14 protein-coding genes are annotated in these 14,650 nt (G+C 59.2%); 6 read left to right on the forward strand and 8 right to left on the reverse strand.

Going from position 1 to position 14,650, the window contains the following annotated elements:
* The first annotated feature begins 139 nt into the window (after positions 1-139).
* Both TU76_RS07465 and TU76_RS07470 read left to right on the forward strand, forming a co-directional pair.
* Entirely contained in the window at positions 140-436 is a 297-nt protein-coding gene (locus TU76_RS07465; protein ID WP_048351370.1) for a hypothetical protein, read from the forward strand.
* A gap of 3 nt (positions 437-439) precedes the next feature.
* Positions 440-1,309, forward strand: coding sequence for a DUF72 domain-containing protein (locus TU76_RS07470; RefSeq protein ID WP_048351371.1), 870 nt, complete (start codon positions 440-442; stop codon positions 1,307-1,309).
* Here the strand turns inward: TU76_RS07470 and TU76_RS07475 are convergent.
* A complete protein-coding gene (locus TU76_RS07475; RefSeq protein WP_048351372.1) occupies positions 1,306-1,926 on the reverse strand; it encodes a hypothetical protein in 621 nt (206 codons plus the stop codon). The genes TU76_RS07470 and TU76_RS07475 overlap by 4 nt on opposite strands.
* A gap of 93 nt (positions 1,927-2,019) precedes the next feature.
* Here TU76_RS07475 and TU76_RS07480 point away from each other — a divergent pair, with 93 nt between their 5' ends.
* Entirely contained in the window at positions 2,020-2,802 is a 783-nt protein-coding gene (locus tag TU76_RS07480) for a class I SAM-dependent methyltransferase (protein ID WP_019822144.1), read from the forward strand.
* 105 nt (positions 2,803-2,907) lie between these two features.
* On the opposite strand, the gene TU76_RS07485 is transcribed toward TU76_RS07480, so the two are convergent.
* Entirely contained in the window at positions 2,908-3,546 is a 639-nt protein-coding gene (locus TU76_RS07485; protein WP_019822146.1) for a TetR/AcrR family transcriptional regulator, read from the reverse strand.
* A gap of 89 nt (positions 3,547-3,635) precedes the next feature.
* Between TU76_RS07485 and TU76_RS07490 the strand changes: the two genes are divergently transcribed.
* A complete protein-coding gene (locus TU76_RS07490) occupies positions 3,636-4,736 on the forward strand; it encodes an efflux RND transporter periplasmic adaptor subunit (RefSeq protein ID WP_019822148.1) in 1,101 nt (366 codons plus the stop codon).
* 5 nt (positions 4,737-4,741) lie between these two features.
* On the forward strand, positions 4,742-7,816 hold the full coding sequence (locus tag TU76_RS07495) for an efflux RND transporter permease subunit (protein WP_048351373.1): 3,075 nt from the start codon (positions 4,742-4,744) through the stop codon (positions 7,814-7,816).
* A gap of 169 nt (positions 7,817-7,985) precedes the next feature.
* Here the strand turns inward: TU76_RS07495 and TU76_RS07500 are convergent, their stop codons facing one another.
* The 3 genes from TU76_RS07500 to plsB are packed head-to-tail and all read right to left on the reverse strand — an operon-like array spanning position 7,986 to position 11,623.
* On the reverse strand, positions 7,986-8,675 hold the full coding sequence (locus TU76_RS07500) for a DUF4197 domain-containing protein (protein WP_048351374.1): 690 nt from the start codon (positions 8,673-8,675) through the stop codon (positions 7,986-7,988).
* A 24-nt stretch (positions 8,676-8,699) separates the two neighbouring features.
* Positions 8,700-9,101 (reverse strand): YbaY family lipoprotein, encoded by a 402-nt coding sequence (locus TU76_RS07505; protein WP_019822153.1) that lies wholly within the window; start codon positions 9,099-9,101, stop codon positions 8,700-8,702.
* Positions 9,102-9,112: 11 nt separating this feature from the next.
* Positions 9,113-11,623, reverse strand: coding sequence for a glycerol-3-phosphate 1-O-acyltransferase PlsB (gene plsB / locus TU76_RS07510; RefSeq protein WP_048351375.1), 2,511 nt, complete (start codon positions 11,621-11,623; stop codon positions 9,113-9,115).
* A gap of 240 nt (positions 11,624-11,863) precedes the next feature.
* On the opposite strand from plsB, the gene TU76_RS07515 reads away from it, so the two are divergent.
* Positions 11,864-12,073, forward strand: a complete 210-nt coding sequence (locus TU76_RS07515) for a cold-shock protein (protein WP_019822157.1) — start codon at positions 11,864-11,866, stop codon at positions 12,071-12,073.
* Between the two features lie 158 nt (positions 12,074-12,231).
* Here the strand turns inward: TU76_RS07515 and TU76_RS07520 are convergent, their stop codons facing one another.
* The 3 genes from TU76_RS07520 to dapE form a co-directional block, all read right to left on the reverse strand.
* On the reverse strand, positions 12,232-12,609 hold the full coding sequence (locus TU76_RS07520) for a hypothetical protein (RefSeq protein WP_019822159.1): 378 nt from the start codon (positions 12,607-12,609) through the stop codon (positions 12,232-12,234).
* A gap of 80 nt (positions 12,610-12,689) precedes the next feature.
* On the reverse strand, positions 12,690-13,499 hold the full coding sequence (locus tag TU76_RS07525) for a putative RNA methyltransferase (protein WP_019822161.1): 810 nt from the start codon (positions 13,497-13,499) through the stop codon (positions 12,690-12,692).
* Entirely contained in the window at positions 13,499-14,650 is a 1,152-nt protein-coding gene (gene dapE, locus TU76_RS07530) for a succinyl-diaminopimelate desuccinylase (protein ID WP_046809204.1), read from the reverse strand. The genes TU76_RS07525 and dapE overlap by 1 nt, the downstream gene beginning before the upstream one ends.

Consider the following 14,650-nt stretch of genomic DNA (forward strand, 5'->3'; position numbering starts at 1 on the left):
TCGCGAAGTGAAGTTCGCGAGCAGGCTCGCTCCCACAGGCAGGGTTGACCGCCAACAGAGTATCTACAAAATAGCCGGCCCATTTGCTTAGTCTGGCCAGCGCCGCTAAATTGTAACTATCGCTAACGAGCTTGTTGCCATGCGCATTGACGGCTTTTCTTCCCAGTCCTACCCGATCAAGCGCAAGCCGCGTAAAGGTCAGCCGCTGGTTGATGAGTCCGTTGACGACAATGAAGCCTCGTTCGAAAACACCCCCCAGGCTGCCCGTACGCCACCTTCCGGTGAGCGCATCAGCCAGTTGCCGGTTCGCTCCCAGGACATGATCTTCCAGCGAGCCATGAGCAAAAGCGCGGCCAGTGCCCTTGCCAGCTACCTGACCACCGCAGGCTTCGTCGATTGGGAAACGGAAGTAATGGGGCTGGATTTGTATATTTGAGCCATGACGTACTCGCCCCTCCCTTACTACCTCGGTTGCCCGTCCTGGAGTGAAAACGCCTGGCGTGAAGGCCTGTACCCGCAGAACGCGCGCCCGGCTGATTTTTTGAGTCTGTATGCGCAGGTCTTCAATGCAGTCGAAGGCAACACCACGTTCTATGCTCGCCCGGCACCGACCACGGTGGAGCGCTGGGTGCGCAACCTGCCTGAACACTTCAGGTTTACCGCCAAGTTTGCACGGGATATCAGCCACGGCGGCGATTTACGCGAGCAGTTGCACGCCGCAGACGACTTCCTGCACTTGTTGAGCCCCTTGGGAGCGCGCGTAGCACCGTTCTGGCTGCAACTGCCGGCCAGCTTCGGGCCACAACGTTTGAGCGAGCTGGTGAGCTTCATGGACACGTTGCAGTGCCCGCTGGCCGTCGAGGTGCGTCACCCGGAGTTCTTTGCCAGAGGCGATGCCGAGCGCCTGCTCAATCGCTTGCTGATGGACCGCGGTGTCGAGCGTATCTGCCTTGATCCACGGGCACTGTTCAGTTGCCACTCGACCGATCCTGCGGTGCTTCACGCGCAATCAAAAAAGCCCAAAGTGCCGCCACGCCCTGCAGCCTTTACTCAATTTCCGCAAGTGCGTTTTATTGGCCGCCCGGAGCTTGAGGCCAACGATCCTTATCTGTTGCCCTGGATTGAAAAAGTCGCGGGCTGGATCGAGGAGGGGCGTACGCCCTACGTGTTTTTGCATACGCCGGACAATCACCGTGCACCTGAACTGGCACGGCGTTTTCACCATCAATTGAGCGAACGGTTACCGGGGTTGCCCCCATTGCCCGAGTTGCATCAACCCCAGGCTCGTGAACAACTGGGTCTGCTTTAAGCGGCCATGCGCAGGTTGTTGATAACGATCGGGCGAGCCCAGCCAACATCGAAGTCCATTGCCCGTTGTTGTTCGATCAATGTAATGGCGTCGAACGGCTCGGCGGGCGGAGGCAGCAAGTCCAGCTCAAACTCGGCAATCGGCAGGTGCAAAGGTCGCGGCTCAGGTCCCGGGCCCGGGTCGGGCAGGGGGTGACCCTGGGCCATGACGATGGGGCGCACCCACGTGTTGTTGTAGTCCTGCTGGTGCTGTTGTTCGATCATGTCTTCAGGCGGGAAGGGCACGGCAGGCGGTGGCAGCAGGTCCAGTTCGAATTCGGCAATGGGCAAAAACAGGGCTTCGGGCGGGCGCCGTTCGGTGTCCTGAACCTCGCAGTGGCGCTGGGTGACGATATTAACCAACAGATCACTGCCACCACGGGGTTCGGCATGTTCATCTTTGGCGGGCAGCCCTGCATCAAACGCCGCACATTCTTCAGCGCCGGATTGTTCTGCCAACGCCTGGGCGTAGAAGTCCTTCCACAGGTGATTGACACTGCCCGTGATCTGCGAATTGTGCCGGCCGAAGTCGCCAATTGGCGTAATAAAGCCGATGGGTGCGCAATGAATGTCTGACATAGCTCTCGGTTAACGCCCAGCTCTGGCAAAATGCCGGATATTTCATTTATCGGCAGCCTTTGCCGATCATTAAATTTTTGAGCGTGTTTTTAGATGATTGAGCAAGCAGCGGGCTGTCGTATCAAAGTCGAGGCGCTGGACGAGGCCTACCAGGCCTTGGCCGAGCAATGGGCTGAGCGTCTGGGTTTGCCAATGGATGAGCCAGACGCGGAGTTCGCCTTGCAATTGAGCGCCCAGGGTTTGCAGTTGCAGCAACTGGGGCCAGACGCGCCAGGTCCGGTGCGGGTTGATTTTGTTGAAGGCGGCGCAGCCCATCGCCGTTTGTTCGGCGGCGGCACGGGGCAGATGATTGCCAAGGCGGTGGGGATTCAACAAGGCGTACGCCCACGGGTGCTGGATGCCACGGCAGGCTTGGGCAAGGATGCGTTCGTGCTGGCAAGCCTGGGCTGTGAGATGAGCCTGATCGAACGTCAGCCGCTGATCGGCGCATTGCTCGAAGACGGACTGGCCCGCGGCCTGGATGACTTTGAAGTGGCACCGATCGTGTCGCGCATGCACTTGCTCAAAGGCAACTCGATTGAAGTGATGCGTAATTGGGAGGGCGAGCCGCCGCAAGTGATCTACCTGGACCCGATGTTCCCCCATCGCGAGAAAACCGCTCTGGTGAAAAAGGAAATGCGCCTGTTTCGCCCGTTAGTAGGCGATGACAACGATGCCCCGGCCCTGCTTGAGGCCGCGCTGGCGCTGGCGACCCACCGTGTGGTGGTCAAGCGGCCCCGCAAGGCACCCTGCATTGCAGGCCCCAAGCCAAGCCATGCGCTGGACGGGAAATCGAGCCGGTACGATATTTATCCGAAGAAAGCACTCAAGCCCTGAGCATGTGGGAGCGGGCTTGCTCGCGATAGCATCGGCGGGGTTGTTCAGATACACCGCGTCGACTGAATCGCGAGCAAGCCCGCTCCCACAGGGTGATGGGGGGCTTTACTCAGGTCGATACGCCCGCATGAACATCCCCACCACTTCCTGCGCATGGGCCTCGCTTTCCTGCGGCGCCAGCGGTTCACCGCCGCCAAACAGCAGGCGAAAGTTGGGGGCGCCCTTGAGCATGCAGAAGAAGTGTTCCGCCGCGTAGTGAGGATCGTCGATCCGCAGCGCGCCGCTCTGGTCCATCTTGCGCAGCAGCCCCTCCATCTCGTGCACCACGCGTTCGGGCCCGGCCTCCAGAAAAATCTGCGACAGCTTCGGGTCCTGGCTGCCCAGGGTGACCATCAGGCGGTGCAGGTTCAGCGATTCTTCGCTGTTGATCAGCACTTGAAAGCCTCGGGCGATATTCAACAGCACCGCCTCGATCGGCTTGCCTGCGGGCAATTCAAAAAAAAGAACCGGTAATTGCTCGGTGCATTTGGACATGATCGCCGAAGAAAACAGCGTCTCTTTATCAGTGAAGTGGCTGTAGACCGTGAGTTTTGACACGCCTGCCAGGCCTGCAACCGCATCCATGCTGGTGTTGGCGTAGCCCTTGGTCAAAAACAGGGATTTGGCGGCGTCAAGGATCGACTGGCGTTTTGCCAGGTCCTTGGGGCGGCCGAGTGCATTGGGGGGTAAAGGATTGTCAGACATATCCGTTTATTACTGGACTGGTGAGTTTAGTATTAATAACATGCAGCCAGTATAAATATTCCAAGCCCCATTAGCGAAAGGTCGTCCACATGTTGCGCCATGCCTTGCCCCGCGCTGTGCCTGTCTGTCTGGTTTTTTTATTGTCTGGGTGTGGGCAGCAAGAGCCTGCAAAAATCAGCATCAGCCCGGCGATGGTGGTGCATCCGCAGCCTTCAACGCTGGCAAGCCAGAGCTATCCGGGTGAAGTACGTGCACGTTTCGACCCGCAACTGGCGTTTCGTATTGGCGGCAAAGTCACCAGGCGTCTGGTGGACGAAGGTGAGCGGGTCAAGGCCAATCAGCCCTTGGCAGAGCTGGACCCACAAGACGTGCGTCTGCAACTGGACGCTACCCGTGCCCAAGTGGCTGCCGGGCAAGCCAACCTGAATCTGGTGCGTGCTGAACGCGACCGCTACAAGACCTTGCTGGATCGCCAGATGGTCAGCCGTTCGCAGTTCGACAACGCCGAAAACCTCTACCGCTCAGGCGTTGCCAAGCTCCAGCAGCTCAAGGCCGAGCAGGATGTGGCCAGTAACCAGGCGAGCTATGCGGTGCTGCGCGCTCCACAAGATGGCGTAATCGCCCAGCGTCAGGTCGAAGTCGGGCAGGTGGTCAATGCCGGACAAACAGTGTTCACCCTGGCTGCCGATGGTGAGCGTGAAGTTTTGATCAGCTTGCCCGAACAGGATTTTGGCCGCTTCAAGATCGGTTTGCCGGTAGCGGTTGAGTTGTGGTCGCAACCCGGCCAGCGTTTCAGCGGACGCATCCGCGAGCTGTCGCCGTCGGCCGATCCGAAGTCACGTACCTTTGCTGCCCGCATCACGTTCACCTCTGGCAAGGTGCCCGCCGAACTGGGCCAAAGTGCCCGGGTCTTTATTGAAGGTGAAGGCGCGAGTTCTCTGTCGGTGCCTCTGTCGGCCTTGACTGCCGAGAACGGCTCGGCTTACGTGTGGCGTGTCGGCCAGGACAACAAACTTGAGCAAGTGCCGGTGCGGGTGGGGCCTTTTGGCGAAAAGAGCGTGCCGGTACTCGAAGGCCTCAAGGCCGATGACTGGATCGTCGCTGCCGGTGTGCATGTGCTGCATCCCGGGCAGGAGGTGCGGCCAATTGATCGCTCCAATCGGGCAATCAATGTTTCGGCCAAGGAGTAACCCCCATGGGCTTTAACCTTTCTGCCTGGGCATTGCGCAATCGCCAGATCGTCCTGTTCCTGATGCTGTTGCTGGCGATTGTCGGCGGGCTCTCCTACACCAAATTAGGGCAAAGCGAAGACCCGCCGTTCACCTTCAAGGCCATGGTCATTCGGACCCTGTGGCCGGGTGCCACGGCAGAGGAAGTTTCTCGCCAGGTCACCGAACGTATTGAAAAAAAGCTGATGGAGACCGGTGAGTACGAGCGCATTGTTTCGTTCTCGCGCCCTGGCGAGTCGCAAGTGACCTTTATGGCCCGCGACTCGATGCATTCGAATCAGATTCCGGAGCTGTGGTATCAGGTTCGCAAAAAGATCAGTGATATCCGTCACACCTTGCCACCTGATGTTCAGGGGCCGTTTTTCAACGATGAATTTGGTACCACGTTCGGCAATATCTACAGCCTGAGCGGTGAAGGTTACGACTACGCGGTACTCAAGGACTATGCCGACCGTATCCAGATCCAGCTGCAACGGGTCAAGGATGTAGGCAAGGTTGAGTTGTTGGGGCTGCAGGACGAAAAAATCTGGATCGAGCTGTCCAACCTCAAGCTTGCAACCCTGGGTTTGCCGCTGGCCGCTGTGCAACAAGCCCTTGAGGAACAAAACGCGGTCTCGACTGCAGGTTTCTTTGAAACACCGTCAGAGCGTGTGCAACTGCGCGTCAGCGGTAATTTCAAGACGGTAGAGGAGATCGAACGGTTCCCGATCCGCGTGGGCGAGCGCACTTTTCGTATCAGTGATGTGGCTGATGTGCGTCGTGGCTTTAATGATCCACCGGCGCCGCGTATGCGCTTTATGGGCCACGATGCGATTGGTCTGGCCGTGGCCATGAAGGACGGTGGCGATATCCTGGTACTGGGCAAGGCGCTTGATACCGAGTTCGAACGAATCCAGAAAAACCTCCCGGCCGGGATGCAATTGGGCAAGGTCTCCGACCAGCCCGCGGCAGTGAAAACCAGTGTCGGCGAGTTCGTTCAAGTGCTGGTCGAAGCCCTGGTTATCGTGTTGTTGGTCAGCTTCTTCTCACTGGGTGTGCGCACTGGCATGGTGGTGGCGCTGACTATTCCGCTGGTGTTGGCGATGACGTTTGCTGCCATGCATTACTTCGGCATTGGCCTGCACAAGATCTCACTGGGCGCATTGGTGCTGGCGCTGGGCTTGTTGGTGGATGACGCGATCATTGCCGTGGAAATGATGGCGATCAAGATGGAGCAGGGCTATGACCGGCTGAAAGCGGCGAGCTTTGCCTGGACCAGCACCGCGTTCCCGATGCTCACCGGTACCCTGATCACGGCCGCAGGCTTTTTGCCGATTGCCATGGCGCAGTCGAGCACGGGTGAGTACACCCGCTCGATCTTCCAGGTAGTGACCATTGCCCTGCTGGCGTCGTGGATTGCGGCGGTGGTGTTTGTGCCGTATCTGGGCGCGCTGTTACTGCCGGATCTGGCAAAAATTCATGCCGCCAAGCATGGTTCGGGCGCGGGTGCTCCCGACCCTTACGCCACACCGTTTTATCAGCGGGTTCGACGGTTGGTGGAGTGGTGTGTCACCCGACGCAAAACCGTTATAGCACTCACCGCGTTGCTGTTCCTGGGGTCGGTCGTGCTGTTCAAGTTTGTTCCGCAGCAGTTCTTTCCGGCATCCAGCCGGCTGGAATTGATGGTCGACTTGAAACTGGCCGAAGGCGCTTCGTTGAGCAATACCACCGATCAGGTCAAACAGCTCGAAGCACTGCTCAAGGATCACCCGGGTATCGCCAACTATGTGGCTTATGCCGGGACCGGCTCGCCTCGCTATTACCTGCCACTGGATCAGCAGTTGCCAGCGGCCAGCTTTGCCCAGTTTGTGGTGCTGGCCAAGACCATTGAGGACAGGGAAGACCTGCGCACCTGGTTGATTGACACCCTTAACGAGCAATTCCCGACAGTACGCTCTCGCGTCACGCGACTGGAAAACGGTCCACCTGTGGGCTATCCGGTGCAGTTCCGGGTGACGGGCGAACACATCGAAGAGGTCCGGGCGCTGGCGCGCAAGGTGGCTGCCAAGGTCCGCGACAATCCACATGTGGTGAATGTGCACCTGGACTGGGAAGAACCGAGCAAGGTGGTGTATCTCAATATCGATCAGGACCGGGCACGGGCCTTGGGTGTGAGCACGGCCAACCTGTCGCGCTTTTTGCAAAGCACATTGCTGGGCTCCACCGTCAGCCAGTACCGTGAAGACAACGAGTTGATCGAAATCCTGTTGCGCGGCACGCCTCAGGAACGCACCGAACTGGCATTGCTGCCTAGCCTGGCAGTGCCGACCGACAACGGCCACAGTGTTGCCCTGTCGCAAATCGCGACGCTGGAATATGGCTTTGAAGAGGGCATCATTTGGCACCGTAACCGCCTGCCGAACGTGACCGTACGTGCGGACATCTATGGCAAGGAGCAACCGGCGACCTTGGTGGAGCAGATTCTGCCGACCCTTGAGGGTGTTCGCGCCGAGCTGCCGGATGGCTATCTGCTGGACGTGGGCGGCACAGTCGAAGACTCCACCCGTGGCCAGGACTCGGTGAAAGCCGGTGTACCGCTGTTTATCGTGGTGGTGCTGACCCTGTTGATGGTGCAGCTGCGCAGTTTCTCGCGCATGGTGATGGTGTTCCTGACGGCGCCGTTGGGGCTGATCGGTGTGACGCTGTTCCTGCTGCTGTTCGGCAAGCCGTTCGGCTTTGTGGCGATGCTGGGCACCATTGCGTTGTCGGGGATGATCATGCGCAACTCGGTGATCCTGGTGGATCAGATCGAGCAGGACAAGGCGGCGGGGCTGGACCCGTGGCGGGCGATTATTGAAGCGACGGTGCGGCGTTTTCGCCCGATTGTGCTGACTGCACTGGCGGCGGTGCTGGCGATGATTCCACTGTCACGCAGTGTGTTCTTCGGTCCGATGGCGGTTGCCATCATGGGTGGGCTGATAGTGGCGACTGCATTGACCTTGCTGTTCTTGCCAGCGCTGTACGCGGCGTGGTTTAAGGTCAAGAAGCCAGCTGAGGCTTGACGCCCCTGTGGGAGCGGGCTTGCTCGCGATGCAGGCGGCGCGGTGTATCTGGATGACTGCGCTGATGCCATCGCGGGCAAGCCCGGCTCCCACAGGGTTTGTGTGGCTCACATCATCCGGGCCTGGGTACCCATTATTGTGGAGGCGGGCAAGCCCGCCTTCACAAGGGTTACAGCGTTCCGAACACCTTTTTCGCCAAACTGGTAGCAGCCGCTGCCGGGTTCTGGCGGATGGTTTCTTCCTGTTTACCAATCATTTCGAACAAACCATCCAGGGCTTTTTCGGTCACGTAGCTTTCAATGTTGGCGCTTTTGGCGTCCACCACACCCAGCGTGGCGGCTTGCCCGGCGAAAGAGTTGTACTGCTGAGCCAGACCGACCTTGTCCGTGGCGGCCTTGACGATAGGCAGGAACTTGGCGCGGATCTGCGCTCGGCTGCTTTTGTTCAGGTACTGGGTGGCAGAGTCCTGACCACCGCTCAAAATACCCTTGGCATCTGCCACGCTCATGTTTTTCACCGCATTGACCAACAGCGCCTGCGCCTGTGGCACGGCCGCTTCAGCGGCTTTGTTCATGCTGGTTTCAAGCTGCTCGACCTGATCGCCCATGCCGAACTGCTTCATCGTTTTCGCGACCTTACCAAGGTTGCCCGGCAACTCGATCTTGACCTCAGGGTTGTTGCTGAAACCACCAGGAGTCCCCAGTTGCTTGACTGCAATTTGTGCGCCCTGGGTCAGGGCATCTTTAAGACCCCCTGTGGCGTCGCTTTGCGATAAATCGCTCAACGACAACGCCAGGGTGTTAGCCGAAATCAGCAGGCCTGCGCACAGGCCTGCAAAACGTAGAGAAGGGCGCAGCATGGGGAACTCCCTGTTTGCGTGGAATCAATGAGCGACTTGATCTACACGCAAACGTAGTGGTTGCTGGGTTTTTGCATTCAGGTCGACGCTGTTGCGCTCAGTGGTGATAAACAGCAATTTGCCGTCTTGCTCAATGCGCGCACTCACCGCGTAGGTGTGGCCAGGTTTAACCTGTGCCGGGTCGTAGGTCAGATGAAACGGCAACGGCACCTGGCCCTTGATTTGGCCACTTTGCTTGGCAAGGGTCACCGCTGGAGCGTCGGCCAGCGAGACATCCTGCAAGCTAACTTCAAGTGTAGCTGTAGGCGGCAGGGCGATACGTTGCAGGTAGAACACTTCGCCATCGAGGGAGGCTTGCGGGGTCGAGGTCATAGCGCTACAGGCTCCCAGCAGGGCGGTGAGGCTGAGTAAAAGTACTTTTTTCATGGGTTTCTCCTTCAAGATATCTTTTCGAGCGATAGCGGTGGCTGCTCTTGGGTGTCTTCACTGCGGTGCAAGGCAACCTGGCGTATCGACAGGCGGATTTCGGCCGGTAACACACGTTTGGCAGCCCCTTCGGCCAGTTCGCCAAGCAGTTCGTGATAGCTCAACTTGCCGTTGGCATCGCGGCGCAGTACGTCTTCTTCGAGCAAGGTCTGGATAAAGTGGCGGAACAGGCTCTTGTCGAAGAACTCCGGGGCGTTGAGGCCATGCAGAATCGACAAGCGCTGGGCCATCATGGTGCACAGGTCTTCCAGTTCCTCGGCGCTCAGGGTGTTTTGCCCGCTGTTGAGCAGCAGAGAAATCGCCATGTAGAAGCGTTGCAGGGTTTGCGCAATGCTTCTGGACAGCAGCGTCAGCAACACAAAGTGTCGCGAACTCGGCGCAGGGCGCAGGTACACGCCGTTCTCAAGGCGCAACAAGCCTTGCTCGACAAAGGATTCGAGCCACTGATCGACCACACCGTCCAGCTCTTCTGCTGACCAGCGGATAAACAGTTCTGACTGCAGGTACGGATACAGCGCGTGGGTGTAGCGCAGGATCTGCTCGCGGCTCATGCGCGAGGCGCTTTGGAAGAAGCTGGCCAGCAATGAAGGCAATGCAAAAATATGCAGCACGTTGTTGCGGTAGTAAGTCATAAGTACCGCGTTCTGCTCATCCAGATAGAGGATTTTGCCTAGCGCATCACTTTGCTCGGCAAGCAGGTTCATGTCCTTTACATGGTTGATCAGCGCCTTGCCATCGCCTTCGGGCAAGGTGGTGTAAGGCGAGTAGGGGACACGGCGCAACAGGGCCAGATACAGATCCAGCACCCGGGCCATGGCCTGTTCGTCCAGTGCCAGCCGGGTGGTTGAAAGCAGGGCCAGCGCCACCAGATTCACTGGGTTGATGGCCGCCGCTTCATTCAGGTGCTGGGCAACTTTTTCGCCCAGACGATTGGTGGACTGGCTCAGCCAGTCCGGACGATACAGCGGCGCAAGCTCCTGCTGGCGCCAGCCCGGTTGCTCGTGTTCAAGAAACTCGGCGAGTTTGATCGGTTCACCAAAGTTGACCGCCACCTGACCGAATTTCTGCTTTTTAAGGGCGCCGATCACTTTGAAGATGTCGAAAATCGACTCTTTCTTCTTGCTGGCACCCCGCAACTCACCCAGGTAGGTGCGGCCTTCGAGCACACGCTCGTAGCCGATGTAGACCGGGACAAACACGATCGGCGTTCGCGATGAACGCAGGAAGCTGCGCACGGTAATGGCCAGCATCCCGGTTTTCGGTTGCAGCATGCGCCCGGTGCGCGAGCGGCCACCCTCGACGAAGTACTCCACCGGGAAGCCCTTGGTGAACAGGGTGTGCATGTACTCGTTGAACACCGAGGTGTACAGCGGGTTGCCCTTGAACGTGCGGCGCATGAAAAACGCCCCGCCACGGCGCAGCAGGCGGCCGAGCACCGGCATGTTGAGGTTGATCCCGGCGGCGATGTGCGGCGGGGTCAGGCCGTTGCGAAACAGCAGGTAGGACAGCAGCAAGTAGTCGATATGGCTACGGTGGCACGGCACGTAAATGATCTCGTGACCTTGGGCGACCTTTTGCACGCTCTCGATATGGTTGACCTTGACCCCGTCGTAGATCTTGTTCCAGAACCAGCTCAGGAGCACTTCAAAAAAACGGATCGCGGTGTAGGTGTAGTCCGAGGCAATTTCATTGGCGTAGCGCAGTGCCTGGGCACGGGCCTTGTCCGGCGAGATGTTTTCGCGTTCGGCTTCATCAAGGATCGCCTGACGCACGGCGGGTTCGTTGACCAGTCCCTTGACCAAGTTACGACGGTGCGACAGATCCGGGCCGATGGTGGCGGTTTTCAGGTTGCGAAAGTGCACGCGCAAAATACGTTGGGCCATGCGCACGGTGCGTTCATGACCCTTGTTGAGATCGACCAGTTCGCGCAGGTGAATCGGCTCCGAGAACTGCACGCGGGTTTTGCGGCCCAGAATCAGGATGCGCAGCAGGCGGCGCAAGCGCCCGGTGACAGCCCAGCTGTCAGCAAACAGCAGTTTCCAGGGGCTGGATTCGCTGTCGGGTGACTGTCCCCAAAACACGCTGACCGGAATGATTTGCGCATCCTCGGCCGGGTTGTGGGTAAGGCCGTCGACCAGACGAGTCAAGGTTGGCGGAGCACCACGCTTGTCCTGACGACCCAGCCAGTCGGGCTCGGGGGTCAGGTAGAAGAAGGCGGCAGGCTCAATCATCTCTCCCACTGCAACCGGCAATACCGGGCGCGGCAGGCCGGCCTTTGAGCATTCGGCATCGACCACGGCCAGTTCGGTCAGCGAGGGCGATTGCAGTACATAGAACACGGGTCGGCTGCGATCCAGGTTCAGGGTCAGGGAAGACTGATTAATGGTCTCCGAGCGCACCCACAGGTACAGCAAGCGACGCAGGGCACCAAATACAAGGCGGCGGAATGGGGAGGGGGTCATACGGCTTCTGCGTTAGTGGATTAAACGAGCGTTTACTCGGCCGGGTAGTGTGCCGTATCTCCCGAAAATCGGCAAAAAAGCGACGAACTAATATTGATTGAGTGTTTTTTTGCCTGACTTATACTCGGAGGTCTTTCGCGGTACCGCGCAAGAGCCAGTATTGAAGCATCAGGTTCAAACGATAGTTCTCAAAGGGCCAATTAACGAGCCCGATCAATAATAAAAAGGGGGAAAGTATCCATGACAACGCGCGTAACAGGCAGTGTGAAATGGTTCAACGACGCCAAGGGCTACGGCTTTATTCAGTGTGAAAACGGGGCTGATGTGTTTGTGCATTACCGCGCCATTCGCGGTGAAGGCCATCGCAGCCTGGCTGAAGGCCAGCAGGTCGAGTACACCCAGGTCACAGGTGACAAGGGCTTGCAGGCTGAAGATGTAGTGGGTTTGTAACCGCCAAACCTGTAGCAGCTGCCGCAGGCTGCGTTCGGCGGCGCAGCCGTCGTAAATCGGTGGTCGCGGTGAATCTGATACACCGCGGGTTCAGATTTTACGAACGCTTCGCGCTCGAACGCAGCCTGCGGCAGCGGCTACAGGGTGTTGTTTGCAACTCAGGAACCGGTTTTCCAGGTGATTTCTTCCTGGCCGTCTTCACTGATGCGGATCCAGCGATCGGCATCTGCCTCGCCCTGTTCCTCGACCCAGCTGCCCGGCGCGCAACGCACTTCGATCTTCAGCGCCTCAAATGCGGCCTTGGCACAGGCAATGTCGTCTTCCCATGGGGTTTTGTCGCTGTCCAGGTACAGGCTGTTCCATTTGCCGACGGCTTTTGGCATCCAGGTCACGGGTACGTCGCCAGCGGTGCACTTCCAGGTTTCACCTTTCTTTTTCCATTCTGTGCACGGGCCCAGCACGTCTGCCAGCCAGGCTTCGACGTCTTTGTAGGTGACCGCTTCTTTCAGGTAAATCTCGATATCGGGTTGGCGCATGGATGTCCTCACTGCGGGTCTGAAAAATCCACTCGCGGATTAATCGGGTCAAGGGCGTGTGCCCTTGACCGTAAAGTTGGTTATTGGAGCACGAAGTAATCGTAGCGCATCGATACCGTCACCACTAAAGGCTCCGGGTGCTCGATGACCTGGGCACGACGCTCGGCACTGGCGCGCCAGCCATGGGGGGTCATGGCCAGCAGGTTGGCGCGGTCCTGGGGCTCACTCAACCTGAGGGTGAACTCCAGAGTCTCGCTGTGTTGCAGCTGCATGCCTTCGGGCACCAGCGCCAAGTGCTTGTCGTCTGCGTAGTCGCGTACTTCGTCGTACAGTCGCTCGCGCAGCTCCATCAAATGCCCACGAGTGGGGCCTACGCGCATCAGGCCGCCCCCTGGACTGAGCAGGCGCTTGGCTTCTAGCCAGTCCAGCGGGCTGAAGACGCTGGCCAAAAACTGGCAGCTGGCATCGGCCAGTGGCACGCGGGCCATACTGGCGATCAACCAGGTCAGTTGCGGGCTGCGTTTACAGGCGCGCTTGACCGCCTCGCGGGAGATATCCAGCGCATAGCCATCGGCGTTGGGCAAGGCCTCGGCGATTTGCGCGGTGTAGTAACCCTCGCCACATCCGATGTCGAGCCAGCGTTGTGGCGCTTGTTCACCCGCCAGTTCGGCCAGGCGCTTGGCCACGGGCGCGTAATGGCCTGCGTTGAGAAAGTCGCGGCGAGCCTCGACCATCGCCTGGTTGTCACCCGGGTCCCGGCTGTTTTTGTGCTGCACCGGCAGCAGGTTCAAATAGCCCTGGCGGGCGCGGTCAAAGCGATGGCCTGCCGGGCACGCCACGCCATTGTCCACCGCGTTGAGCGGTGCGCTGCAAATTGGGCAGGCGAGCATCAGGCGAGCAACTTGATCAGGGTTTGGTAGTAGATCTCGGTCAGTACATCAAGATCGCTGGCCAGAACCCGCTCGTTAACCTGGTGAATGGTCGCGTTGACCGGCCCCAGTTCGACGACTTGCGTACCCAGGGTCGCGATGAAGCGTCCGTCCGAAGTACCGCCGCTGGTAGATGCTTTGGTTTCGCGGCCTGTGACTTGCTTGATGCTCGACGACACCGCGTCCAGTAGAGCGCCCGGCTCGGTCAGGAACGGCAGGCCGGACAGCGCCCAGTCGATGTGCCAGTCCAGGCCGTGCTTGTCCAGTATGTCCGCCACGCGCTTCTGCAGGCCTTCAACCGTGGATTCGGTGGAGAAGCGGAAGTTGAAGACCGCCACCAGATCACCGGGGATCACGTTGGTTGCACCCGTACCGGAGTTCAGATTGGAAATCTGGAAGCTGGTCGGCGGGAAGAAGGCGTTGCCGTTATCCCAATGCTCGGCGGCCAGTTCGGTCAGCGCAGGCACTGCCAGATGAATCGGATTCTTGGCCAGGTGCGGGTAGGCCACATGGCCTTGAACGCCGCGAACGGTGAGCTTGGCGCCCAGCGAGCCGCGACGGCCGTTTTTAACCACATCGCCCACCAGAGAGGTGCTCGACGGCTCGCCCACGATGCACCAGTCCAGGCGCTCGTTACGGGCGGCAAAGCGCTCGATCACAGCTTTGGTGCCGTGATGGGCCGGCCCTTCTTCGTCGCTGGTGATCAGAAATGCGACCGAGCCCTTGTGGTCCGGGTAGTCGGCGACGAAGCGCTCGGCTGCCACCAGCATCGCGGCCAGGCTGCCTTTCATGTCAGCAGCGCCACGACCGCAGAGCATGCCGTGTTCATCGATCAGCGCGTCAAACGGGTCATTTTGCCAGGCTTGCACCGGGCCGGTCGGGACCACGTCGGTGTGGCCTGCGAAGCACAGCACCGGGCCTTCGTGTTTGCCGTGGGTGGCCCAAAAGTTGTCGACGTCCTCGATGCGCATCGGCTCAAGCTTGAAGCCGGCATCGCCCAGGCGCTGCATCATCAGCTTCTGGCAGTCGGCGTCGATCGGGGTCACGGAAGGGCGACGGATCAGATCGCAGGCAAGTTGCAGGGTCGGCGAAAGGTCGGCGTGGGCCGTCAT

Source organism: Pseudomonas psychrophila, from assembly GCF_001043005.1.
GTDB classification, from domain to species: Bacteria; Pseudomonadota; Gammaproteobacteria; order Pseudomonadales; family Pseudomonadaceae; genus Aquipseudomonas; species Aquipseudomonas psychrophila.

Excerpts from the sequence above, each read along its gene's own strand:
- TU76_RS07465 (WP_048351370.1), top strand. The coding sequence starts at position 140 with ATGCGCATTGACGGCTTTTCTTCCCAGTCCTACCCGATCAAGCGCAAG.
- TU76_RS07470 (WP_048351371.1), top strand. The coding sequence starts at position 440 with ATGACGTACTCGCCCCTCCCTTACTACCTCGGTTGCCCGTCCTGGAGT.
- TU76_RS07475 (WP_048351372.1), bottom strand. The coding sequence starts at position 1,926 with ATGTCAGACATTCATTGCGCACCCATCGGCTTTATTACGCCAATTGGC.
- TU76_RS07480 (WP_019822144.1), top strand. The coding sequence starts at position 2,020 with ATGATTGAGCAAGCAGCGGGCTGTCGTATCAAAGTCGAGGCGCTGGAC.
- TU76_RS07485 (WP_019822146.1), bottom strand. The coding sequence starts at position 3,546 with ATGTCTGACAATCCTTTACCCCCCAATGCACTCGGCCGCCCCAAGGAC.
- TU76_RS07490 (WP_019822148.1), top strand. The coding sequence starts at position 3,636 with ATGTTGCGCCATGCCTTGCCCCGCGCTGTGCCTGTCTGTCTGGTTTTT.
- TU76_RS07495 (WP_048351373.1), top strand. The coding sequence starts at position 4,742 with ATGGGCTTTAACCTTTCTGCCTGGGCATTGCGCAATCGCCAGATCGTC.
- TU76_RS07500 (WP_048351374.1), bottom strand. The coding sequence starts at position 8,675 with ATGCTGCGCCCTTCTCTACGTTTTGCAGGCCTGTGCGCAGGCCTGCTG.
- TU76_RS07505 (WP_019822153.1), bottom strand. The coding sequence starts at position 9,101 with ATGAAAAAAGTACTTTTACTCAGCCTCACCGCCCTGCTGGGAGCCTGT.
- plsB (WP_048351375.1), bottom strand. The coding sequence starts at position 11,623 with ATGACCCCCTCCCCATTCCGCCGCCTTGTATTTGGTGCCCTGCGTCGC.
- TU76_RS07515 (WP_019822157.1), top strand. The coding sequence starts at position 11,864 with ATGACAACGCGCGTAACAGGCAGTGTGAAATGGTTCAACGACGCCAAG.
- TU76_RS07520 (WP_019822159.1), bottom strand. The coding sequence starts at position 12,609 with ATGCGCCAACCCGATATCGAGATTTACCTGAAAGAAGCGGTCACCTAC.
- TU76_RS07525 (WP_019822161.1), bottom strand. The coding sequence starts at position 13,499 with ATGCTCGCCTGCCCAATTTGCAGCGCACCGCTCAACGCGGTGGACAAT.
- dapE (WP_046809204.1), bottom strand. The coding sequence starts at position 14,650 with ATGACGGCCCACGCCGACCTTTCGCCGACCCTGCAACTTGCCTGCGAT.